The 23,535-nt window shown below is 64.4% G+C and carries 20 protein-coding genes and 1 other RNA gene; 11 read left to right on the top strand and 10 right to left on the bottom strand.

Going from position 1 to position 23,535, the window contains the following annotated elements; all coding sequences use genetic code 11:
* Positions 1-14 precede the first annotated feature (14 nt).
* The 4 genes from recR to ffs all read right to left on the bottom strand — a co-directional run bounded on the left by recR (position 15) and on the right by ffs (position 3,076).
* The gene (gene recR, locus BLR13_RS20565; RefSeq protein WP_074820113.1) at positions 15-620 is read right to left on the bottom strand and encodes a recombination mediator RecR; all 606 of its coding nucleotides are present in this window, start codon (positions 618-620) and stop codon (positions 15-17) included.
* Between the two features lie 37 nt (positions 621-657).
* Complete coding sequence (locus tag BLR13_RS20560) at positions 658-978, bottom strand: YbaB/EbfC family nucleoid-associated protein (protein WP_074820115.1); 321 nt, start codon at positions 976-978, stop codon at positions 658-660.
* A gap of 27 nt (positions 979-1,005) precedes the next feature.
* On the bottom strand, positions 1,006-2,871 hold the full coding sequence (locus BLR13_RS20555) for a DNA polymerase III subunit gamma/tau (RefSeq protein WP_074820117.1): 1,866 nt from the start codon (positions 2,869-2,871) through the stop codon (positions 1,006-1,008).
* Positions 2,872-2,979: 108 nt separating this feature from the next.
* Positions 2,980-3,076: signal recognition particle sRNA small type (gene ffs, locus BLR13_RS20550), an RNA gene on the bottom strand.
* 228 nt (positions 3,077-3,304) lie between these two features.
* Here ffs and BLR13_RS20545 point away from each other — a divergent pair.
* From BLR13_RS20545 to BLR13_RS20525, 6 genes are all read left to right on the top strand, one after another.
* Positions 3,305-3,730 carry an HIT domain-containing protein gene (locus tag BLR13_RS20545; protein ID WP_074820119.1) on the top strand — a complete coding sequence of 142 codons (426 nt, stop codon included), beginning with the start codon at positions 3,305-3,307 and terminating at the stop codon, positions 3,728-3,730.
* A gap of 3 nt (positions 3,731-3,733) precedes the next feature.
* Positions 3,734-4,684 carry an NAD(+) diphosphatase gene (nudC, locus tag BLR13_RS20540; protein ID WP_074820121.1) on the top strand — a complete coding sequence of 317 codons (951 nt, stop codon included), beginning with the start codon at positions 3,734-3,736 and terminating at the stop codon, positions 4,682-4,684.
* Positions 4,685-4,765: 81 nt separating this feature from the next.
* Positions 4,766-5,728: a sugar kinase gene (locus BLR13_RS20535; RefSeq protein WP_074820123.1), complete on the top strand. Its 963-nt coding sequence runs from the start codon at positions 4,766-4,768 to the stop codon at positions 5,726-5,728.
* Between the two features lie 69 nt (positions 5,729-5,797).
* Complete coding sequence (locus BLR13_RS20530) at positions 5,798-6,298, top strand: Lrp/AsnC family transcriptional regulator (protein ID WP_074820125.1); 501 nt, start codon at positions 5,798-5,800, stop codon at positions 6,296-6,298.
* 272 nt (positions 6,299-6,570) lie between these two features.
* A complete protein-coding gene (locus BLR13_RS42265; protein WP_283806901.1) occupies positions 6,571-6,696 on the top strand; it encodes a hypothetical protein in 126 nt (41 codons plus the stop codon).
* Between the two features lie 36 nt (positions 6,697-6,732).
* Positions 6,733-8,202, top strand: coding sequence for a methyl-accepting chemotaxis protein (locus BLR13_RS20525; protein WP_074820127.1), 1,470 nt, complete (start codon positions 6,733-6,735; stop codon positions 8,200-8,202).
* A 97-nt stretch (positions 8,203-8,299) separates the two neighbouring features.
* On the opposite strand, the gene BLR13_RS20520 is transcribed toward BLR13_RS20525, so the two are convergent.
* The 4 genes from BLR13_RS20520 to BLR13_RS20505 form a co-directional block, all read right to left on the bottom strand.
* Entirely contained in the window at positions 8,300-9,799 is a 1,500-nt protein-coding gene (locus BLR13_RS20520; RefSeq protein ID WP_074820129.1) for a phosphomannomutase/phosphoglucomutase, read from the bottom strand.
* A 122-nt stretch (positions 9,800-9,921) separates the two neighbouring features.
* Complete coding sequence (locus BLR13_RS20515; RefSeq protein ID WP_074831291.1) at positions 9,922-10,425, bottom strand: TIGR02281 family clan AA aspartic protease; 504 nt, start codon at positions 10,423-10,425, stop codon at positions 9,922-9,924.
* A 139-nt stretch (positions 10,426-10,564) separates the two neighbouring features.
* Positions 10,565-13,042, bottom strand: a complete 2,478-nt coding sequence (gene hrpB, locus BLR13_RS20510) for an ATP-dependent helicase HrpB (protein ID WP_074820131.1) — start codon at positions 13,040-13,042, stop codon at positions 10,565-10,567.
* 140 nt (positions 13,043-13,182) lie between these two features.
* A complete protein-coding gene (locus tag BLR13_RS20505; protein WP_074820133.1) occupies positions 13,183-14,502 on the bottom strand; it encodes a UDP-glucose dehydrogenase family protein in 1,320 nt (439 codons plus the stop codon).
* Between the two features lie 280 nt (positions 14,503-14,782).
* On the opposite strand from BLR13_RS20505, the gene BLR13_RS20500 reads away from it, so the two are divergent.
* From BLR13_RS20500 to BLR13_RS20485, 3 genes are all read left to right on the top strand, one after another.
* A complete protein-coding gene (locus BLR13_RS20500) occupies positions 14,783-15,862 on the top strand; it encodes an acyltransferase family protein (RefSeq protein ID WP_074820135.1) in 1,080 nt (359 codons plus the stop codon).
* Positions 15,863-15,963: 101 nt separating this feature from the next.
* Positions 15,964-19,017 (top strand): DNA polymerase I, encoded by a 3,054-nt coding sequence (polA, locus tag BLR13_RS20495; protein WP_074820136.1) that lies wholly within the window; start codon positions 15,964-15,966, stop codon positions 19,015-19,017.
* A 272-nt stretch (positions 19,018-19,289) separates the two neighbouring features.
* The gene (locus BLR13_RS20485) at positions 19,290-19,925 is read left to right on the top strand and encodes a LysE family translocator (RefSeq protein WP_074820140.1); all 636 of its coding nucleotides are present in this window, start codon (positions 19,290-19,292) and stop codon (positions 19,923-19,925) included.
* Between the two features lie 71 nt (positions 19,926-19,996).
* Here the strand turns inward: BLR13_RS20485 and BLR13_RS20480 are convergent, their stop codons facing one another.
* The gene (locus BLR13_RS20480) at positions 19,997-21,019 is read right to left on the bottom strand and encodes a D-cysteine desulfhydrase family protein (RefSeq protein WP_074820143.1); all 1,023 of its coding nucleotides are present in this window, start codon (positions 21,017-21,019) and stop codon (positions 19,997-19,999) included.
* Between the two features lie 39 nt (positions 21,020-21,058).
* Positions 21,059-21,685: a glutathione S-transferase family protein gene (locus BLR13_RS20475; protein WP_074820145.1), complete on the bottom strand. Its 627-nt coding sequence runs from the start codon at positions 21,683-21,685 to the stop codon at positions 21,059-21,061.
* 181 nt (positions 21,686-21,866) lie between these two features.
* Here BLR13_RS20475 and pyrE point away from each other — a divergent pair, with 181 nt between their 5' ends.
* Together pyrE and BLR13_RS20465 are read left to right on the top strand one after the other, a co-directional pair.
* A complete protein-coding gene (gene pyrE, locus BLR13_RS20470) occupies positions 21,867-22,433 on the top strand; it encodes an orotate phosphoribosyltransferase (protein ID WP_074820146.1) in 567 nt (188 codons plus the stop codon).
* Positions 22,434-22,692: 259 nt separating this feature from the next.
* Positions 22,693-23,499: a DUF2865 domain-containing protein gene (locus tag BLR13_RS20465; protein WP_244524907.1), complete on the top strand. Its 807-nt coding sequence runs from the start codon at positions 22,693-22,695 to the stop codon at positions 23,497-23,499.
* Positions 23,500-23,535: the final 36 nt, after the last annotated feature.

Here is a 23,535-nt window from a genome sequence, read left to right as displayed (position 1 = left end):
TCCGTCTGAGATGGTTAGAACAGCGTACGCTGCCGCATGGCTGCGGATAGCGTACCTTCATCGAGATAATCAAGCTCGCCGCCGACGGGAACACCGTGGGCGAGCCGCGTCACCCGGACGTTAGCTTCCTGCAACAAATCGGTGATGTAGTGCGCGGTGGTCTGGCCGTCCACCGTGGCGTTCAGCGCCAGGATGACTTCGCCGACCTGGGGATCATGCGCGCGCGCCACCAGCGCGTCGATGGTGAGATCCTGCGGACCGACGCCGTCGAGCGGCGACAGCGTCGCGCCGAGCACGTGGTAGCGGCCATTGGTCGCATTGGCCCGTTCCAGCGCCCAGAGGTCGGCGACGTCGGCGACCACGACGATGGTGGCGCCGTCGCGCCTCGGATCGGTGCAGACCGTGCAGGGGTTTTGCGTGTCGATATTGCCGCAGGTCTTGCAGACCTGGATCTTGTCGATCGCCACCTGCAATGCGCCGGCCAGCGGCGTCATCAGCGCCTCGCGCTTCTTGATCAGATGCAGCGCGGCACGCCGCGCCGAGCGCGGGCCAAGCCCCGGCAGCCGCGCCAAGAGCTGGATCAGGCGTTCAATTTCGGGGCCGGCAACCGCAGAAGCCATTTCAGGTCAGACCAAGCATTCAAATAAGGCCAAGCACTCAAGTAAGACCAAGACCTGGCGGCAGACCAAGCCCGCCGGTCAGCGCCTGCATCTTTTCCTGCATCGCCGCCTCCGCCTTGCGGCGGGCGTCATTATGCGCGGTCACCAGCAGGTCTTCGAGCACCTCGCGCTCCTCGGCCTTCATCAGTGACGGATCGATTTTGACGCCTTTCACTTCCATCTTCGCGGTCATGCGCACGGCGACCAGCCCGCCGCCGGAAATGCCCTCGACCTCGACATTGCCGAGCTCTTCCTGCATCGCCTGCATCTTGGATTGCAGTTGCGCCGCCTGCTTCATCATGCCGAGAAAATCAGCCATCATGTTTCCTTAAGACTCGTCTATCGATCAATCGTCGTCGCTGTCGGAACTCTCAGCGGGGTCTTCCCCGGTAGCATCGGATTCCGGCGGCTCGGCGGCAAGTTTGCGCACTTCGACGACTTTGGCGCCGGGAAACCTCGCCAGCACTTCCTGCACCCGTGGATCGGCTTCCGCGGCGCGGGCCTGCTCGTTCTTCCTGACCTCGTTCTGCGAACGCAGCGTCGGTTCGCCGGCCTCGTTGGACACGATCACGGTCCACCGCCGTCCGGTCCACTGTTCCAGCTTGCGGGAGAGATCGTTGACCAGCCCCCGCGCGGCGTTGCGCTCCAGCGCCACTTCCAGCCGCCCGTCCTCGATACGGACCAGCCGCATGTCGGACTCCAGCGCCGTCTTGGCCATGATATCGCGCTTCTCGCCGGCCAGCGCGACGAGCTGCGGAAAACTCGTGATCCGCAATGCCGCCGGCGCGGAATTCGCCTCAGGCTGAGGCGCCATCATTTGCGGGCGCGCGGATGCTTCGGCGCCGCTTCGCGGCGACGTGGGCACGCGCATCGGCGAGGAAGACATCGACGACGAAGCCGCGGACGAAGACGACGACGCTGTCGAAGCCGGTGCCGATCGCGACGCCGAGGCGCTGGCGGCCGCCTGCGCGCCGCCGCCGTTCTGCTCGATCATTCTGATCGCTTCGTCCGGCGTCGGCAGGTCGGCGACATAGGCGATGCGCACCAGCACCATTTCGGCCGCGGCCGCCGGCCGCGTCGCAGTCTGCACCTCGGTGATGCCCTTGAGCAGCATCTGCCACATCCGCGACAGCACCCGCATCGACAGCTTGGATGCGAATTCGCGGGCGCGGACGCGCTCGGTCTCGCCGAAGGCGACATTGTCGGCGGTAGCAGGAACGATCTTCACGCGGGTGACGAAGTTGACGAATTCGGCGAGGTCGCTCAGCACCACGACCGGATCGGCACCGACGTCGTATTGGGCGCGGAATTCGTTGAAGGCGCTGGCGATGTCGCCGCGCGCCAGCGAATCAAACAGGTCGATCACGCGGGTGCGGTCGGCGAGGCCCAGCATCTGCCGCACCGCGTCGGCGCGCACCGTACCCGCCGCATGCGCGATCGCCTGATCGAACAGCGACAGCGAATCGCGCACCGAGCCTTCTGCGGCGCGGGCGATGATGCCGAGCGCCTCGGGTTCGACCTCGACGTTTTCCTTGGTGGCGATGTTGCCGAGATGGGTCATCAGCACGTCGGCCTCGACCCGGCGCAGGTCGAAACGCTGGCAGCGCGACAGCACCGTGACCGGCACTTTGCGGATTTCGGTGGTGGCGAACACGAACTTGGCGTGTTCCGGCGGCTCCTCCAGCGTCTTCAGGAAGGCGTTGAAGGCCGCGGTCGACAGCATGTGGACTTCGTCGATGATGTAGACCTTGTAGCGCGCGCTGGCCGGCGCATAGCGCACGCTGTCATTGATCTGGCGCACGTCGTCGACGCCGGTATGGGAGGCAGCGTCCATTTCCAGCACGTCCATGTGCCGGCTTTCCATGATCGCCTTACAATGCACGCCGAGATCCGGCATGTGGATGGTCGGCCCCTTCACTGACCCGTCGGGCTTTTCGTAGTTCAGCGCGCGGGCGAGAATCCGCGCCGTGGTGGTTTTGCCGACCCCGCGGACGCCGGTCAGAATCCAGGCCTGCGGAATTCGCCCGGTTTCGAACGCATTCGAAACGGTGCGGACCATGGCCTCCTGGCCGATCAGGTCGTCAAAACTGGAGGGGCGGTATTTGCGCGCCAGCACCCGGTAGGGTTTTGTCGCGTCCGGCGCGCCGCCAAGCGCGAAACCGCCCTGGCTGGCGCTATCGGGATGATCGGGGGGAGCGCCAGCATCACTCATCGGTCGATCCGCAATTGATTGTCTCTCAAGGCCGGCTTGCGGAAAGGAACGAAATTAAGCGCACGGTACGAACTGGCCGCTTCCATGCGCTTTTCGCTCGAAAAACAGGTAGGAGACTGACGAGCGACCCGATCCGGACCTCGTTAGGGCTGCTTCCTTCCGGACCTGACCCGGTTGGCGAGAGGCTCGTCCACCGCCAATCTCCCGGTCCTTATTTGGGGCCAAAAGGGCCGGAAAGCAAGCGGGGCTTTCCCTGTCATACCCCGCGAAAGCGGGGTATCCAGTACCCCGCGGCCCGACCGAAAACGGCAAGGCCGCGGGGGTTTGGATCATCCGCTTTCGCGGATGATGATGCCTTGATATGAAACGGTATGAGTGCCCCCAACAAGAAGGCACTTTATAAGCCCGACATGCATCGGGTACGGGAACTGTTATGCCCTCTGACGCCTCCGACTGGTCGCTGCACTCCCAGCTCAAGAAAGACACCATCGATATCGGCGACCTGCCGCTGTGCCGGGTGCTGGTGATCAAGGACGCGCATTATCCGTGGCTGCTGCTGGTGCCGCGCCGGAACAATGCGGTGGAAATCATCGACCTCAACGAGGTCGAACAGGCGCAGTTGATGACCGAAATCTCCCGGGTCGCGAAAGCGCTGAAAGAGGTCACCCAATGCGACAAGCTGAACATCGCGGCATTGGGCAATCTGGTGCCGCAGCTCCATGTCCACGTCATCGCACGGCGGTCGAACGATGCCGCCTGGCCGCGTCCGGTCTGGGGCGTGATGCCGCCGCTGCCGCATGACGCCGAGGAAGTACAGAATTTCATCAGCGCACTTCGCCGCAAGATCTGGTTGGGTTGAAATATGTCTGCATTCGATAAGTATCCGCTCGGAAAGCCTGCTTTCGTTACCCACGTTCTCGACCGCGCCGCGCATCTGCGCAGCAACGACGAAAAACTGTTCGCGCTGGAAGGCCACCGCGACGCCCGCGCTTATGTGATCTATCGCGATTCGCTGGTGGTGAAGCAGGAAGCCAGTGGCCCGCGGCTGCTGCTTGGCATCGACGAGGCGGTGAAACTCGGCGCCAACCCCGGCACGATCTTCCTGGGGCTGCGCGACGGCGCGCCGCTGTTCGGCATGGGCATCGCGGCACAGGCGGCGGAAAAGTTGGTCGGCCGCGACGACGTCGCCATCACCGAGCTGCGCGGCATGGCGATGCAGGGACTGGCTCCGGTCGAGCAACTCTCTGCGATCGCGATGGCCAAATCGATGGTGACCTGGCATCAGCGCCACGGCTTCTGCGCCAATTGCGGCACCCGCACCTCGATGAAGGAAGGCGGCTGGAAGCGTGAATGCCCGAACTGCAAGGCCGAGCATTTTCCGCGCACCGATCCGGTCGTGATCATGCTGGTCACCCATGGCGACCGAATCCTGCTCGGCCGCCAGAAGCAGTTCATGCCGGGGATGTATTCGTGCCTGGCCGGTTTCGTCGAGGCGGCCGAGACCATCGAGGACGCGGTCCGCCGCGAGATTTTCGAGGAATCCGGGATCCGCTGCACCGACGTGAACTATTACATGACGCAGCCTTGGCCCTACCCGTCATCGCTGATGATCGGGTGCACCGCGCGCGCCACCACGGAGGATATCGTCGTCGACCGTGCGGAACTCGAGGATGCGCGCTGGTTCACCCGCGCCGAGGCGACCCTGATGCACAAGCGGGAGCATCCCGACGGCCTGTTTGCCGCGCACCCGTTCGCGATCGCGCACCATCTGATCGGCCGCTGGGTGCATGGGGGCAACGATACCGGCGCATAGCGGGAACCCGGCCATGGTTCAGTCGATTAACCCCGGACCAAGGTTCCGGCACACAGCGGAGCCGGCATGACGGATTCCCGGATGAACTTTCACGACAAGGCCCCCAAAATCCCGCCCCGTATCCTCTGCATCGGAATGCCGGTGCGCGACCTGACTTTCCGCGTCAGCGGCGTTCCCGCCCGCGGCTCCAAGGAGAACGCCACCCATTTCGAGCAGATCTGCGGCGGCAATGCCCTCAATGCCGCCATCGGCATCGTGCGGCTCGGCGGCCGCGCCTCGATCTGCGGGCCGATGGGCGATGTCCGTGACACTTCGGACCGGTATATCCTCGACAAGCTCGCGCATGAGGGCATCGAGACCAAGCACGTCGTCCACATGCCGGGCCTCGTGACGCCGATCTCGGCCATCATGATCGACCCGAGCGGCGAGCGCACCATCGTGACCTTCCGCGATCCGGAGCTCTGGAAGGTTCACCTGCCGCCCACCGAGACGCTGCTGGACGATTGCGCCGCCATTCTCACCGAAAGCCGCTGTGCGGAGTTCTGCACCGACCTTTGCGCCGAAGCCGTCCGGCGCGGCATCCCCGTCATCGTCGACGTCGACCGCGCGATGTCGCTGCGCGAGGGGTTGCTGAACGCGTCCTCGCATCTGGTGTTCTCGAGCGAACCGCTGCAGGAGACCGCCGCTGTCGCCGACGATGCCAAGGCGCTGCACAAGATCGCCAAGCTGACCAAGTCGTTTCTGGCGGGTACGCGGGGGCCCCAGGGCACCATCTGGCTCGACGAGCACGGGGCCATCCAGGAGACGCCGGCCTTCCCGGTCCACACCGTGGATACGCTGGGCGCCGGCGACGTGTTCCATGGCGCCTTCGCGCTCGCGATCACCGAGAAGCAGGAACTGCGGCAGGCGCTCCGATTCGCCTCCGCCGCCGCAGCGCTGAAATGCACCCGGTTCGGGGGCGCCTTCGCGGCCCCGCAACGTGCTGAAGTTGAAGCACTTTTGAGCCAAAACCAAGGGGCCGATGCGGCTCGGACGGGTCGCTAGCGGGGACTTGCACGAGAAGATTTTTCTATATATGAGGTAGATAAACCTCTTCTATGGAACATTTTTCTCATGACCGACCTAGCCATTCAAATCCCTGAAGCCAATCGCCGCCTCGACGCCATCGACCGCAAAATCCTGACCGTGCTGCAGGAAGACGCCTCCCTGTCGGTGGCCGAGATCGGCGACCGGGTCGGGCTGTCTTCGACGCCGTGCTGGAAGCGGATCCAGCGGCTTGAGGCCGATGGCGTGATCCTGCGCCGGGTCGCCCTGGTCGATCAGAACAAGATCGGGCTCGGCATTTCGGTATTCGTCTCGGTCGAGAGCGCCGATCATTCCGAGGCGTGGCTGAAGACCTTCGCGGGCGCTGTCAGCGCCATGCCCGAGGTAATGGAATTCTACCGGATGGCCGGCGACGTCGATTACATGCTGCGCGTCGTGGTCGCGGACATGCCGGCCTATGACGTGTTCTACAAAAAGCTGATCAGCGCCGTACCATTGAAGAACGTCACCTCGCGCTTTGCGATGGAGAAGATCAAGTCGGTTACCGCCTTGCCGGTGCCGGCGGCGTAACGGACACGGTCATCGCCCGCCTTGTGCGCGATTGCGCACTGGTGCGGGCGATCCAGTATTCCAGAGCGGTCCGATTAGAATCGATAGGCCGCGGCGTACTGGATACCCGCATTCGCGGGGTATGACGGCTGAATATGCCGCTCGACCGGCCGTAGTCGCACGGGATCGCATTTAAACAATCCATTAACCTATCCATTTACGCGCAATTAGCTTCATCACGATACCTTCACGCGATGGAGCGGGGCCGCATCCGCCAATGCCGCCATGTCGGGATGTCTGCGCTGCCCGCGCTGCTGGTGGTGCGTCCGGACGATCATGACGGGCTGACGAGACGACGACAAGCCGGCGCCTGGCTGACGATGGATCCGCAGGCGATCGCCACCTGCTTCGCGAAATAGAACACATACTTTTCGAACTCAATCGGGGGACTGGGAATGACCATCGAAAGCGATGATCTGGCAAACCTACGCGAGACCACCAGCAAGACGCTGCTTGCGGTGCTGTGGCTGCACGTGCCGATTGCCGTCACCATCGGCATGATGCGCGGCACCGGCTGGATCGTACCCGGCGCCGTCATGATGGCGATGGCGCTGGCCGCGACGGTATCGTGGCGCGCGTCCGGCAACGGACTTTCCACCCGCCTGATCTTTGCCCTCGCCCTGATGGGCGGCGTGTCGGTGTTTGCCTTCCAGCTCGCGGGGCACGCCTGGCAGATCGACATGCACATGTACTTCTTTGCCGCACTCGCCTGTCTTGTCGCCTATTGCGATTATCGCCCGATCATCGCCGGCACGGTGGCGGTCGCGCTGCATCAATTGGTGCTGAATTCCCTGCTGCCGGCCGCGATCTATCCCGGCGGCGCCGACTTCGGCCGCGTCGTGCTTCACGCCGTCATTCTGCTGATCGAGGCCGGCGTGCTGATCTGGCTCTCGCTGACGTTGTCGCGACTGTTCGAGACCTCCGCGGAGAAAACCGCCGAGGCGGAAGCGGCCAGCGCCGCCGCAGCCCGCGCCAATGTCGATCGCACCGAGGCAGACCGGCAAGCCAAGCAGGATCGCGACGCGGCGCGACGCGAACTCGCGGCCGGCTTCGAACGCAAGATCGGCGGTATCGTTGAGGCGGTTGCGATAGCCGCCAGCGAGATGCAGGGCCTGTCCTCCTCGATGAGTAGCAGCAACGCGGAAACCACGCGGCAGACGGCGGCAGCAGCCTCGGCGTCGAACCGGGCTTCGTCGAACGTGGAAACGGTGGCGTCGGCGACCGAGGAACTCACGGCGTCGATCAACAGCATCGCCCAGCAGGTGACGCGTTCGGCCGAAATCGCCAACAAGGCCGCCAGCGAAGCGCGCCGCACCAACAGCGTGGTCGAAGGGCTTGCCGCCGGCACCCAGAAAATCGGCGAAGTGGTGACGCTGATCCAGAACATCGCCAGCCAGACCAATCTGCTGGCGCTGAACGCCACGATCGAAGCGGCCCGCGCCGGCGAGCACGGCCGCGGATTCGCCGTGGTCGCCAGTGAGGTCAAGGCGCTGGCCAACCAGACCGCCAAGGCGACCGAAGAGATCTCGACGCAAATCCAGGATATCCAGAACGCCACCACCGAGGCCGTCAACGCCATCCAGGCGATCGGCGGCACCATTGCCGAGATCGACGAGATCTCCAACGAAATCGCCGCCGCCGTCGATCAGCAGGGTGCCGCAACCCGGGAAATCGCCGGCAATGTGCAGCAGGCCGCCGACGGCACGCGGGAGGTCAACGACAACATCCTCAGCGTCAGCCGCGCTTCCGAACAGGCCGGCCGGGCGACGTCAAAGCTGCTGGATGCCGCCAACGGCCTGTCGTCGCAATCCGACCGCCTGAAGTCCGAGGTCGGCAATTTTCTGGGTTCGCTGCACGTGGCGTAGGGATTGTCATACGCGGGCTTGACCCGCGTATCCATCTACCTTCGTAAATTGCTCTTTCAAGAAGATGGATTGCCGGGTCAAGCCCGGCAATGACGAATTAAATCTTCTGGTTATACGCGCCGACTTCCGGATGCGTGCGCAGCACCGAATCCATCGCCTCGAACAAATCCCGCATCCGTTGCTCGCTGACGGGACTCTCGACCACAACAACCAGTTCCGGCTTGTTGGATGAGGCCCGCACCAGACCCCAACTGCCGTCCTCGACGGTGACGCGCACGCCGTTGACGGTGACGAGATCGCGGATCTTCTGGCCTGCGACTTTCTCGCCGTCTTTCTGCAACGCCTCGAAATGCTTCACCACCGCATCGACGACGCCGTATTTGGTTTCGTCCGCGCAGTGCGGCGACATGGTCGGCGACGACCAGGTCTTCGGCAGTGCGTCTTTCAGGTCCGCCATCGATTTGCCGGGTGCGCGATCGAGCATCTCGCAGACCGCAATCGCCGAAACCAGACCGTCGTCATAACCGCGGCCGTACGGCTTGTTGAAGAAGAAGTGCCCGGATTTCTCGAAGCCGGCCAGCGCGCCAAGCTCGTTGGTGCGGCGCTTCATGTGGGAATGGCCGGTCTTCCAATAGGTGGTGTGCGCGTCCTGCTTCTGCAGCACCGGATCGGTCACGAACAATCCGGTCGACTTCACGTCGACAACGAACTGCGCATTGTTGTGGATTGCCGACATATCCCGCGCCAGCATGACGCCGACCTTGTCGGCGAAGATTTCCTCGCCGGTGTTGTCGACCACGCCGCAGCGGTCGCCGTCGCCGTCGAAGCCGAGGCCGACGTCGGCCTTGTGCTCGAGTACCGCATCGCGGATCGCGTGCAGCATCTCCATGTCTTCGGGGTTCGGATTGTATTTCGGGAAGGTGTAGTCGAGTTCGGTGTCGAGCGGGATCACCTCGCAGCCGATCGCTTCCATCACCTGCGGCGCAAACGCGCCGGCGGTGCCGTTGCCGCAGGCGACCACGACCTTGAGCTTGCGCTTGATTTTCGTGCGCCCGGTGAGATCGGCGATGTAGCGCGCCGGGAAATTTTCGTGGAATTGATAGGCGCCGCCGGCCTTGTTGTTGAATTCGGCATTGAGCACGATCGCTTTCAGCCGCGTCATCTCGTCGGGACCGAAGGTCAGCGGCCGGTTGGCGCCCATCTTGACGCCGGTCCAGCCGTTGTCGTTGTGCGAGGCGGTGACCATCGCGACGCAGGGCACGTCGAGATCGAACTGCGCGAAATAGGCCATCGGCGTTACCGCGAGCCCGATGTCGTGCACCTTGCAGCCGGCCGCCATCAGGCCCGACATCAGCGCGTATTTGATCGAGGCCGAATAGCTGCGGAAGTCGTGGCCGACGACGATTTCCTGCTTGACGCCAAGTTCCGCAATCAGCGCACCGAGCCCCATGCCCAGCGCCTGAATGCCCATCAGGTTGATTTCCTTTTCGAACAGCCAGCGCGCATCATATTCGCGGAAGCCGGTCGCCTTCACCATCGGGGCAGATTCGAACGCATAGGTATTCGGAACCAGCACGGATTTCGGCTTCGGAAACATCAGATCGCCTTGTCTTCAAAATGAAAAGGAACTCCGCAGCCTTAGCGGATGCATGCGCGCCGCGATAGGCGGGATCGGCGCCTTGTGACGGTTAATTGCGGCGGTTTGGTAACCGGGAAACCTTACTGCTCCAGCACCATCTTGCCGTTGGCGTATACGAAGCGCTTCAGCTTCGACAGGAACGACAGGCCGAGCAGGTTTTCCGACAGCGCTGAGTCGGGCAGCACCATGGCATCGACGTCGCGGACAATGAGGCCGCCGATTTCGACCATGGCGAGCCGGGTGCGCGCCGCCTTGATGGTGCCATTGGCGGTGCTGACGGTCGCATTGTAGTCGCCGCGGGCCGGGCGCAGGCCGAACCGCGCCGCGGACTTCTCGTTCAGCGCAATCACCGAGGCGCCGGTGTCGACCATGAAGTCGATGCGCTGACCGTCTATCCGGCCGTCGGTCTGGAAATGGCCGCGGGCGTCGCGCGCAATGCTCAAGGTGCGGCTGGAGGCTGGCGCTTCCGTCTCAACCGAAGCCTTTCGCGGCGCTGTGGTCGCGGAAGCCGCCGCCGGCGACATCTTGTCCGCCATCTGCGCCATGAAGGTGCCGAGGCCGACCAGGATGGCGGCAAAAATCATCAGGTTACGCATGACGCCACACACTCGTTTCCGGGGCGGCCAATAACACCACGGCAGCCGCCAAGCCGCGACTAACGGAGACGGCCAGGGCCGTCATTTCAGCGAAAAGGATGAGTGAAGTGTTAACGGCGAGCGCGGATTACGTCCCCCGCGGCTTGACCCGCCGGGTCGGCAGCGCGCTGGCGGGGTCTTCCGGCCAGGGGTGCCGGGGATAGCGGCCGCGCAAATCGGAGCGAACGGCGGCGTAGCTGCCGCGCCAGAAACCCGGCAGATCGCGCGTCACCTGGACCGGCCGCTGCGCCGGCGACAGCAGTTCCAGCACCAGCGGCATCGCGCCCTTGGCGATCGAGGGGTGGGTGTTGAGCCCGAACAGTTCCTGCAACCGGACCGCAATCGTCGGCCCCTGCTCGGCCTCGTAGTCGATCGCCAGCATGGTGCCGGTCGGCGCTTCGAAGTGCGTCGGCGCTTCGCGCTCCAGCCGGGCGCGCAGCTCCCACGGCAACAGCCCCATCAGCGCATCCGAGAGATCGCCGGCCGAAACCTCTTTCAGCGAAATCTTGTCGTAGAGAACAGGCACCAGCCAGTTCTCGGATTCGGCCGCCAGCGCCGCATCCGACAGATCGGGCCAGCTATCGCCTTCCGCCTTGCGCAGGAAGGTGACGCGGTCGCGCCATTGTTGCAGCGATTTCGACCATGGCAATTTGTCGAATCCTGCGCCGATCAGTCCGGCGGCAAAAATGCGCGCCGTTTCCGCCGACGGCGACAGCGCCATCGGCGCTTCCGACAACGTGATCGCGTGCAGCGTCTTTTTGCGGCGCGCGCGCAGCGCCATCGCCGCACGATCGAACGAAACTTCTTCGGCGTTTTCGATCTGGCCGGCGAAGCGCAGCTCGATATCGGCTTGCGTGATCGACGCCGCCAGTAGAATTCGCCCCTGCGCCGCCGTGCCTGTGAGTTCGCCGACCGCGATATAGGGCGCGCGCGCCAGCGACGAGGTCTGCTCGACCGCGGCGCCGCGGCCGTTGGCAAGCACGAAGCTGCCGTTGCCGCGGTTGCGCGCGACCCGGTCGGGAAAGGCAAACGCCAGCATGATGCCGGTGGGTGGCGCAGTGTCTTCGGCGGGCGCTCCCTCGGTTGAGGCTACCTGCGAGGCCCAGCGCTGCGCGAGACTCCGTGCGCTGGAGGCGCGCTGCGAACGGTCGCGGCGAAACTGATCGAGCCGGACATCGAGATCGACGCTGTCGCCGCCGAGGCCGCGTTCGGTCAGGATGGCGGCGATCGAGGCCGCCTCCTCGCCGGCGCCGAGCCGGTGCGAATCCACGATCATGCGCGCCAGCCGCGGCGGCAGCGCCAGCGCGCGCAGGCTTTGCCCCTCCGCGGTGATCCGGCCATCGCCGTCGAGCGCGCCGAGCTCGCTGAGCAGGCTGTTCGCTTCCTTCAGTGCCGGCGCCGGCGGTGGGTCGAGAAACGCCAGCGTCGTCGGGTCGCTGACGCCCCATTGCGCGAGATCGAGCACCAGCGAGGACAGGTCGGCGGAAAGAATTTCGGGTTGGGTGTAGGCCGCCAGCGAGGCGGTCTGCGGCTCGTCCCACAGCCGGTAACACACCCCGGGTTCGGTGCGGCCGGCGCGGCCACGGCGCTGATCGACCGCGGCGCGCGAGGCCCGCACGGTTTCCAGCCGCGTCAGGCCGATGTCCGGCTCGTAGCGCGGCACCCGCGCCATGCCGGAATCGACGACGATGCGGACGCCTTCGATGGTCAGCGAGGTCTCGGCAATGGATGTCGCCAGCACCACCTTGCGTTGGCCCTTTGGCGCCGGCGCGATGGCGCGATCCTGCACGGCGGCATCGAGCGCACCGAACAGCGGCACGATCTCGATGCTGGCGTCGTGAACGCGTTCGCTGAGGAAATTCTGGGTGCGGCGGATTTCGGCGGCGCCTGGCAGGAAGGCCAGCACCGAGCCGGGATCGGCACGCAGCGCTGACGCAATGGCATCCGCCATCTGCCGCTCCAGCGGCGCATCGGGCTTGCGGCCGAGATAGCGCGTCTCGACCGGAAAGGCGCGGCCCTCGCTGGCGACGACCGGCGCATCGCCGAGCAACTTGGCGACCCGCGCGCCGTCGAGCGTCGCCGACATCACCAGAATGCGCAAATCCTCGCGCAAGCCGGTCTGGGCGTCGCGCGCCAGCGCCAGGCCCAGATCGGCATCGAGCGAGCGCTCGTGAAATTCGTCGAACAGCACGGCGGCAACGCCGTTGAGTTCGGGGTCATCGAGAATTTGCCGCGAGAAGATACCCTCGGTCACGACCTCGATCCGGGTCGCGCGCGAAATCTTCGAGCCGAAGCGAACGCGATAGCCCACCGTCTCGCCGGCGCGCTCGCCGAGTGTCTTCGCCATGCGTTCGGCACTGGCGCGCGCCGCAATCCGGCGCGGCTCCAGCATGATGATCTTCTTGCCCTTCAGCCAGGGCGCGTCGAGCAGCGCCAGCGGCACTCGCGTAGTCTTGCCGGCGCCCGGCGGCGCCACCAGCACCGCGGCGTTATGGCCGGCCAGCGTGTACGCGAGCTCATCGAGCACGACGTCGATCGGAAGCGGCGTATCGAAAGTGCGAGGCAAGTTCTCTGACCCGTCATCACCCGCCTTGCGCGCAATTGCGCACGGGAGCGGGTGATCCAGTAAACGCAGGCATCCCCGATTACGAAGACCGGGGGTACTGGATACCCCGCATGCGCGGGGTATGACAACCGTGGTTGCGGCTACAGTCCCGGCTCGACGCCCCGCCCGATGCTCTCGTAGACGAAGCCGTGGGCCGCCATGTCGTCGGCGCGGTAGATGTTGCGCAGGTCGACCACGACGGGCTGCGCCATCGCGCTCTTGATCCGGTCGAGGTCGAGCGCGCGAAACTGCACCCACTCGGTGACGATCACCAGCGCGTCGGCGCCGCGCACGCACTCATAGGGGTCCTCGCAATATTCGATATCGGGCAGTTCCTTGCGCGCCTGTTCCATGCCGACCGGATCGTGGGCGCGCACCTTGGCCCCCATGTCGAGCAGCCCGGTGACCAGCGGAATCGACGGCGCCTCGCGCATGTCGTCGGTATCCGGCTTGAAGGTCAGACCGAGCACCGCGACGGTCTTGCCGCGCAGATTGCCGCCCACCGCGTTGGCGACCTTGCGCGCCATCGCGCGCTTGCGGTTGTCGTTGACGCCGAGCACGGCCTCGACGATCCGCAACTGCACATCGTGATCGAGCGCGATCTTGACCAGCGCCCGGGTATCCTTCGGAAAGCAGGAGCCGCCAAAACCCGGTCCGGCGTGCAGGAACTTCGAGCCGATGCGGTTGTCGAGCCCGATGCCGCGCGCGACTTCCTGTACGTTGGCGCCGACCTTTTCGGAGAGATCGGCGATCTCGTTGATGAAGGTGATCTTGGTGGCGAGAAATGCGTTGGCCGCGTATTTGATCAGCTCCGCGGTCCGCCGCGCGGTGAACATCAGCGGCGCCTGGTTCAGCGACAGCGGCCGGTAGATGTCGCCCATCACCTTGCGGGCGCGCTCGTCCGAGGTGCCGACCACGATGCGATCCGGAAACTTGAAATCGCGGATCGCAGCACCCTCGCGCAGGAACTCCGGATTGGAGGCGACCGCGACGTCGGCCGAGGGATTGGTTTCGCGGATTAGCCGCTCGACTTCGTCGCCGGTGCCGACCGGCACGGTCGATTTGGTGACGACCACGGTAAAGCCGGACAATGCGGCGGCGATCTCGCGGGCGGCGCTGTGCACGTAAGTGAGGTCGGCGTGACCATCGCCGCGCCGCGACGGCGTACCGACCGCGATGAACACCGCATCGGCTTCCGCGACCGGCCCGGTCAGGTCGGTGGTGAAGTCGAGCCGCTTGGCCTTGACGTTGGACGCCACCAAGTCATCGAGGCCGGGTTCGAAAATCGGGATCTCGCCTCTGAGCAATGCAGCGATCTTGCCGGCATCCTTGTCCACGCAGGTTACCTGGTGGCCGAAATCGGCAAAGCAGGCGCCGGATACCAGCCCCACATAGCCCGTCCCAATCATGGCAATGCGCATCGAAGAACCTGCTTCCAGGGCCGGACCGGTCTGACCAGATCAGAACCTTGGTCTTCAGCCCTTGTTTGAAGCGTTTTCTTTACCCGAGCCGGCATCGATTTCGCTCGAAAACGCTCTGTGGTGGTTAACGCCCGTTCAGCTTTGCGTCGCCTCTTAAAACATTTGCGGGCAAAGGGGAATCCGGAAAAGCCGCCGAACCGGCATGTCATTCGTATGAATAAAGGAGAAAGAAACCGATCAGGCAGATGATGCCGGTTTACCGCGCCGAAAAGAGGCATTGATGACCATAAACGGCACATCCGCTATGTCAGAGCGTCCCGCATTTGCGGGGGCAGCCGCGCGGCCCGTCCGTGTCGATTGGGTCGACTATGCCAAGGGCGTATGCATCGTCATGGTCGTGATGATGCATTCGGTGCTGGGCGTGGAGGCCGCGGCCGGCCAGACCGGTTTCATGCACCTGTTCGTGATGTTCGCCAAACCGTTCCGGATGCCGGATTTCTTCCTGATTTCAGGGCTTTTCCTCTCCGTCGTGATCGACCGCGACTGGCGCACCTATCTCGACCGCAAGGTCGTCCACTTCGCCTATTTCTACCTGCTGTGGGTGACGATCCAGTTCGGCTTCAAGGCGCCATCGTTTGCCGCCGAAACCAGCTGGCATCATGTCGGCTACCTGTATCTGGAATCCTTTATCGAGCCGTTCGGCACCTTGTGGTTCATTTATCTGCTGCCGATCTTCTTCGTCGTCACGAAACTGTCACGCCGAATCCCGCCGCTGGCGATCTGGCTCGTGGCAGCGGCACTCGAGACGGCGCATATCGCCACCGGCTGGACCGTGGTCGACGAATTCTGCGCGCGCTTCGTCTATTTCTATTCCGGCTATTGGGCTGCCGCTTACGTGTTCGCGCTGTCGGACCGGGCGCGGGCGCGGCCTGCGCTCGCTCTCGCAGGGCTGGCGCTGTGGGCGCTCGTCAATGGCGGTCTGGTCGCATCTGATATCAGCGAGTGGCCCCTCGTTTCGCTGGCGCTCGGGTTTGCGGGAGCCTGCGCCATCATCGTGATCGGCACGCTGCTGGCGCGGGCGCACCGGCTCAACTTCCTGCGCTATTGCGGCGAACATTCCATCGTCATCTATCTCGCCTTCTTCCTGCCGATGGCGGCGACCCGCACGCTGCTGCTGCGCAGCGGGCTGATCGGCGACATCGGCACGGTCTCGCTGATCGTGACTATCGCAGGCGTCGCCGGCGCACTGGCGATCTGGCGGCTGGCACTGGCACTGCACGCCAACTTCCTGTTCGAGCGTCCCGACGCATTCTGGATCGCGCCGAAAAAGCCGGAACCGGCGCTGCAAGCGGCGGAGTAGGTTTCCCCAAGCCGCGTTCGCTGACGATGACGGTGTGTATTGGACGCAAAAACCCGTCCCCAAGGCTGTCAATCCCGCGCAAAAATCCCTAAATTTCGGCCATGCCGAAAACAGCCCCCAAAGCCGCCGCAAAGCCCGACGCCGTCAAATCCCTCAAGAAGGGCGACCATGTCTTTCTGGTCGACGGTTCCTCCTACATTTTCCGCGCCTATCACGCGCTGCCGCCGCTGAACCGCAAATCCGACGGACTGCAGGTCAATGCCGTGCTCGGCTTCTGCAACATGCTGTGGAAGCTGTTGCGCGACATGCCCGAGGATAACCGGCCGACCCACCTGGCGATCATTTTCGACAAGTCGGAGATCACCTTCCGCAACAAGCTTTATCCGGATTACAAGGCGCACCGGCCGCCGGCGCCGGACGATCTGATCCCGCAATTCGGGTTGATCCGCGACGCCGTGCGCGCCTTCGACCTGCCCTGCCTGGAACAAGGCGGCTTCGAGGCCGACGACCTGATCGCGACCTACGCCCGCGAGGCCGGCGAACGCGGCGCCACCGCGATCATCGTATCGTCAGACAAGGATCTGATGCAGCTCGTCACCGACAAGGTGACCATGTACGACACCATGAAAGACCGCCGCATCGGCATCGCAGAGGTGATCGAAAAGTTCGGCGTACCGCCCGAGAAGGTCGTCGAGGTGCAGGCGCTGGCCGGCGATTCCACCGACAACGTGCCCGGCGTGCCCGGTATCGGCATCAAGACCGCGGCACAACTGATCGTCGAATATGGCGACCTCGAAACGCTGCTGAAGCGCGCCGGCGAGATCAAGCAGCCGAAGCGCCGCGAAGCCCTGATCGAGAACGCCGAGAAGGCGCGGATTTCGCGAAAACTCGTGCTGCTCGACGACAAGGTCGCGCTCGACGTGCCGCTCGACGAACTCGCGGTGCACGAGCCTGACGCGCGCAAGCTGATCGCCTTCCTCAAGGCGATGGAATTCTCCACCCTGACCCGCCGCGTCGCCGACTATTCGCAGATCGACCCTTCCGATGTGGAAGCGGATGCGGCCAGCAAGAGCGGCGCCAATGCCGCCTCGCCTTCGCCTGCCGCGGCCAAGGCCGGCGGCGCCAATGCCGCCTCGCCTTCGCCTGCCGCGGCCAAGGCCGGCGGCGCCACCGGCGACCTGTTTGCGAGCCCGCCCGCTACCGCCAAGCCCGGCGCCGACAGGCAGGACAAGGCCGCGAGCGTCAAGGGCACGCCGATTTCGCTTGCCGCCGCCCGCGCAGAGGCGGCGCGTAAACTGCCGGTCGATCGGACCAAGTACAAGACCGTCCGCAGCCTCGACGAACTCAAGGCCTGGATCATCAGAGCCTGGGACGCCGGCACATTTGCGATCGATGCCCAGGCGAATACCGACGACCCGATGCAGTCCGACATCATCGGCATCGCGCTGGCGCTGGGGCCGAACGATGCCTGCTACGTACCGCTGGCCCACAAGCAGTCCGGCGGCGGTGCCGGCCTGTTCGACGCCGGCCTCGCGCCGGACCAGATCAAGGCCGCCGATGCACTGGCGGCGCTGAAGCCGCTGCTGGAGTCGGCCGGGGTTCTCAAGATCGGCTTCAACATCAAGTTCAACGCCGTGATGCTGGCACAGCACGGCATCACCGTGCGCGACCTCGACGACGCCCAGTTGATGTCCTACGCGCTCGATGCCGGGCGCAATTCGCATGCGCTCGATGCGCTGGCCGAACGCTGGCTCGGCCATGCCATGATTGCCTACGGCGATCTTGTCGGCAGCGGCAAGAACAAGCTCGGCTTCGATCAGGTCGCGATCGACAGAGCGACCGAATACTCGGCCGAGATCGCCGACGTGATCTGGCGGCTGTCGCGGCTGTTGAAGCCGCGCCTCGTCGCCGAGCACATGAACGTGGTCTACGAGACGCTGGAGCGGCCACTGGTCAGCGTGCTGGCGCGAATGGAGCGGCGCGGCATCTCGATCGACCGACAGGTCTTGTCGCGGCTGTCGGGCGAATTCGCCCAGACCGCGGCACGGGTCGAGGCTGAAATTCAGGAAATCGCGGGCGAGCCGATCAATGTCGGCAGTCCGAAGCAGCTCGGCGACATCATCTTCGGCAAGATGGGATTGCCGGGCGGCAGCAAGACCAAGACCGGGGCATGGTCGACCTCGGCGCAGGTGCTCGACGAACTCGCCGAGCAGGGCCACGAATTCCCGAAGAAGATTCTGGAGTGGCGGCAGGTATCGAAACTGAAATCGACCTATACCGATGCGCTGCCGGAATATGTTCATCCGCAGACCCATCGCGTGCACACCACCTACGCGCTAGCGGCGACCACCACGGGGCGCCTCTCGTCCAACGAGCCCAACCTGCAGAACATTCCTGTTCGTACCGAGGACGGCCGCAAGATCCGCCGCGCCTTTGTCGCCACGCCCGGCCACAAGCTGGTGTCGGCGGATTATTCCCAAATCGAATTGCGGCTGCTGGCCGAGATCGCCGACATCCCGGTGCTGAAGCAGGCGTTCCGCGACGGGCTCGACATTCACGCCATGACGGCGTCCGAAATGTTCGGCGTGCCGATCAAGGACATGCCGAGCGAGGTGCGGCGCCGGGCCAAGGCGATCAATTTCGGCATCATCTACGGCATCTCGGCGTTCGGTCTGGCCAACCAGCTCGGCATCGCCCGCGAGGAAGCTTCCGCCTACATCAAGAAGTATTTCGAGCGCTTTCCGGGCATCCGCGCCTACATGGATGCGACGCGCGATTTCTGCCGCGCCAACGGCTACGTTGAGACGCTGTTCGGGCGGAAATGTCATTACCCCGATATCAGGGCCTCCAACGCCTCGCATCGCGCCTTCAACGAGCGCGCCGCGATCAACGCGCGATTGCAGGGCTCTGCGGCCGACATCATCCGCCGCGCCATGACCCGGATGGAAGACGCGCTCGCCGAAAAGAACCTCTCGGCGCAGATGCTGTTGCAAGTCCACGACGAACTGATCTTCGAAGTGCCCGACAAGGAGGTGGCGGCGACGCTGCCGGTGGTGCAGCACGTCATGCAGGACGCGCCGTTCCCCGCGGTGCTGCTCTCGGTGCCGCTGCAGGTAGACGCGCGGGCGGCGAACAATTGGGACGAGGCGCATTAGCTCTTACCTCGCCCCGCTTGCGGGGAGAGGTCGGATCACATCGCAGATGTGATCCGGGTGAGGGGGTACAGGTCTCACAACGTTCTGAAGTCGCCGACAGAGCCCCTCACCCCAACCCTCTAAGAGCGAGCCTCGCTCGTCTCGACCCCGCAAGAGCGGGGGCGAGGGAGCAGACTGCGACCGCATCCAGAAATGTCCTCGGAGCAATTTCCGAAATGACAGCGCGACTGCCGACGCGCTAGAACGCGCACATCCCCTCGCGCGAGTCTGCCATGCCTCACATTGCCACGCTGCTCGGTTTCGCCCTGGTCTCGCTCGGCATGGTGCTGACGCCGGGGCCGAACATGATCTATCTGATCTCGCGCTCGCTGACGCAGGGCCCCGCGGCGGGGATCGTGTCGCTCGGCGGCGTGGCGCTCGGTTTCGTATTCTACATGCTGTGCGCGGCGTTCGGCATCACCGCGCTGTTGTTCGCGGTGCCCTACGCCTATGACGCGCTGCGGTTTGCCGGTGCGGCCTGTCTGTTGTGGATGGCGTGGCAGGCGCTGAAGCCGGGCGGCCGTTCGCCGTTTCAGGTGAAGCAATTGAAGGTCGACGGCCCGCGCAAACTGTTCGCGATGGGCTTCGTCACCAACCTGCTGAACCCCAAGATCGCAATGTTGTATCTGGCACTGCTGCCGCAGTTCATCGATCCCGCTGTCGGCAGCGTGCTGACGCAATCGCTGGTGCTGGGCACGATCCAGACAGTCATCAGCGTCGGCATCAATGCCGTAATCGCGCTCACCGCCGGATCGATCGCGATGTTTCTCGGCACCCGCCCGACCTGGCTGTTGGTGCAGCGCTGGCTGATGGGGACGGTGCTGGCGGGCCTGGCGGTGCGGATGGCGCTGGAGACGCGGAAGGCGTAGCGCGGCCTTTCTTGCCTCTCCCGCTTGCGGGGGTCGAGACGAGCGAAGCTCGCTCTTAGCTAACGCCCGGTTCAGATACCGAGCACGCTCTGGTAGGCGAACAGCGCCGGCGCGCCGCCTGTGTGCAGGAAGACGACATCCTCGTCCTTGCGCCAGCGCCCCTGGCGGATCAGGGCGATCAATCCTGCGAGTCCCTTGCCCGAATAGACCGGATCAAGCGGGAGGGCCTCAAGCTGGCCTGCAAGTCGGATCGCTTCGATTGTGGCTTCATGCGGAACGCCATAGGCGGGTCCCGCATGCCCTGCGACGACCTCCACCGCGGCTTCGTCGAACGGTACATCAAGCAGATTGGACGCCTCGCGCGCGAACGCCACGACATCGGCTCGCACCCGCACGGGCTCGGCGTCGATATCAATTCCCACGATCCGCGTGTTCGGCATTGCCACGGCGGCACCGGCCACGAGACCGGCCTGCGTGCCGGCGCTTCCGGTGCAGTGCACGATAGCGTTTGGCACGAAGCCCAATAGCGTTGCCTGCGGTTCGATCTCTGAAATCGTCGTGGCATAAGCGACGGCGCCCAGGGCATTCGACACCCCGTATGGCACAAAGTACGGCTTGTGGCCCTTCGCTTCGAGGTCGCCGACCAGCGTGCGAATGGCTGCGTTACGGTCACCGGTCCACGGCACTTCATGGAGCTGCGCGCCGAACAACCGATTGAGAAACGCGTTGCCCGAGGTCCTGTATTCCGGCGTCGGTGGTTCGAGCCGGCCATGGTAGACCGCAAGATGGCATGCGAGGCCGAGCTTTGCCGCGGCCGCAGCAACCTGTCTTTGGCTATTCGATTGCACAACGCCACCTGACACGATCGTATCGGCACCACGGGCAAGTGCCTCATGCAGGACGTAGTCCAGCTTGCGCAACTTATTGCCGCCAAAACCGAGGCCGGTAGCGTCTTCGCGCTTGACCCACAGCCGCGGTCCACCAAGGAAAGATGTCAGTCGCTTCATCGGCTCGAGAGGCGTCGGCAAACTGGCCAACCCCAGGCGGGGAAAAGCAGCGAGTCGATCGGATAATGACTTGCGATCAATTTGCATCGCTCTGCCCGTCCGGCTCCCGGCAATGACGCCCAGAACTCAATCCAGCTTCGCTTCCATGCCGCGCCTGGTCGCCGGGCGCGCCATCAGGGCGTTGTACCAGCGCTCGACATTGGGAAAATCCTTCAGCTCGACCTTGTGGCGCGGGTGGCGCCAGGCCCAGCCGAGGATCGCGAAATCCGCGACCGACAACGCGTCGGCGACGAACTCGCGGCCCGCCAGCCGCCGGTCCAGCACGCCATAGAGGCGGCGGGTCTCGGCCATATAGCGCTTCAGGCCGTAGGCGCGGTCGGTTTCGTGCTCCAGCGCGATGAAATGATGCACCTGGCCCGGCATCGGCCCGAACCCGCCCATCTGCCACATCAGCCACTCATAGACCGGGATGCGATCGGCCAGCGGTTTCGGCAGGAATTTTCCGGTCTTCTCGCCGAGATAAAGCAAAATCGCCCCGGATTCGAACACGCTGACCGGCTTGCCGTCGGGGCCGTCGGGATCGACGATCGCCGGGATCCGGTTATTCGGGCTGATCTTGAGGAAGGCAGGCGCCATCTGCTCGCCCTTGCTGATGTTCACCGGAAACACCTTGTAGGGCAGCCCCATCTCCTCCAACGCGACCGAGATCTTGCGGCCGTTCGGCGTGTTCCAGGTATGCAGTTCGATGGTCATTTCCGGCTTCCCCAACAAAGGCTTTGACCTCCCGTAGCGCGGAACCTCGCCGCTCTACAACTGCGCTGTGCGCGGGCCGCGCCTGCGTCTCGCGGTACCCTGTTGACGGCGCAGATCGGCTCTGGAATGTCCCTGTCAGCACCGATAGATTGCGCGCCACCTCAAAACGCCGAGTAAAACCTTGTCCAAATCAGCTTCCCGCGCCCGACTCGCCGAGATCATCCGCAAGCGTTCGTTCGGCCGCGGTGAGATCACGCTGGCCTCGGGCCGCAAGAGCGACTTCTACTTCAACCTCAAGCCGACCATGCTCGACCCCGAGGGTGCTGCGCTCCTGGCGGAACTGACTTATGAAGCGCTGAAGGACGACAATCTCGATTACGTCGGCGGGCTGGAAATGGGCGCGGTGCCGCTGGCCGGTGCGATCGCGCAACTGTCGTGGCTCAAGGGCCATCCGATCGCCGCGTTCTTCGTGCGCAAGAAGCCGAAGGAGCACGGCGCGCGTCTCGCCGTAGAAGGCCTCGCCAAGGGCGAGAGCCTGCAGGGCAAGCGCATCGTGATCGTCGAGGACGTCACCACGACCGGCGGCTCGGCGCTGAAGGCGGTCGAAGCCGTGCGCGACGCCGGCGGCGAGATCGTGCTGGTCTTCACGATGGTCGACCGCGAAGAGGGGGCGACCGAAATGTTCGCCGAAGCCGGCATTGCGTTTCGCTCGCTCTACAAGGCCGGCGAGTTTTTGAAGGACTCGTAATCCCGCGGCAATCCCTCTGCCGTCATGACCGGGCTTGACCCGGCCATCCACGATTTTGGTGCGTCAATGAAGCAAGAACGTAGATGCCCGGGTCAAGCCCGGGCATGACGAAGAGCGAAGAAGCCCAACCTCCCTCGCCCGCATTTCTTTTTCACCCCCCGCGCGCCGTGCACCGCTCGTTTACCATCCGCTTTTATGGTGAATCACACTGAGGCCTGTTGTGCTTCGGCGCGTTTTGTTGCGTTGGGTGGAGTTAGCGTTGCGTACAGAGTTGGCTTTTTTGCGCGTGCGGCGCCGCGCGACGCTTGTTGCCGCCGCGATAGCGGGATCGCTCACGCTGGCCCCCGGCAGTGTTTCTGCCGAAGGCCTGTTCGACATGTTTTTCGGCGGCGCCCAGAAACAGCAGGCGCGGCCTGCCCCGCCCCAGGCCAGCTTCTTCGCCGATCCGTTTGGCAATAACCAGCCGGCACCACAGCCTGCGCCGACGCAGCGCGTGGCCGGCTCCGGACCTGCCTTCTGTGTCCGAAGCTGTGATGGCAAATATTTTCCGCTGACGATGCGCGGCAACGCCTCGGCGGTTCAGACCTGCCAGGCGTTCTGTCCCGCCAGCGCCACCAAGGTGTTCTACGGCAGCCATATCGACGGCGCGGCATCCAGCAATGGCGAGCGCTATGCGGACAGCGAAAACGCCTTCGCCTACCGCAAGGCGCTGCGCGCCGATTGCACCTGCAACGGACGAAATCCCTCCGGCCTGGCGCCGGTTGACCTGACGCTCGACACCTCGCTGCGCTCCGGCGACGTCGTCGCCACCACCGACGGTCTGGTCGCCTATACCGGCGTCCGGCTCGGCGCCGAGCAGACCGCGGAATTCACGCCGGTCGCGAGCTACCCCGGTTTGACGGCGGATGTCCGCGCGCGGCTCGGTGAAATGAGGGTCGCGCCCGTCAGCGCCGAAATGGTTCGCGACACCGTCATGCCCGAAGCCAGCCGCGAAGTGGCGCTGCCGGCATCGGTGGTGCCGAAGACGGCTGCGTCGAAACCGGCGAAGCGGGCGGAAGCGCAATAGGCACCGCACGACCGATACAAAATTTCGAAAACAACC

The sequence above is a fragment of the Bradyrhizobium ottawaense genome (assembly GCF_900099825.1).
GTDB classification, from domain to species: Bacteria; Pseudomonadota; Alphaproteobacteria; order Rhizobiales; family Xanthobacteraceae; genus Bradyrhizobium; species Bradyrhizobium ottawaense_A.
The sequence above is the reverse complement of the archived record's forward strand: the minus strand, read 5'-3'. Positions and strand labels throughout refer to the sequence as shown.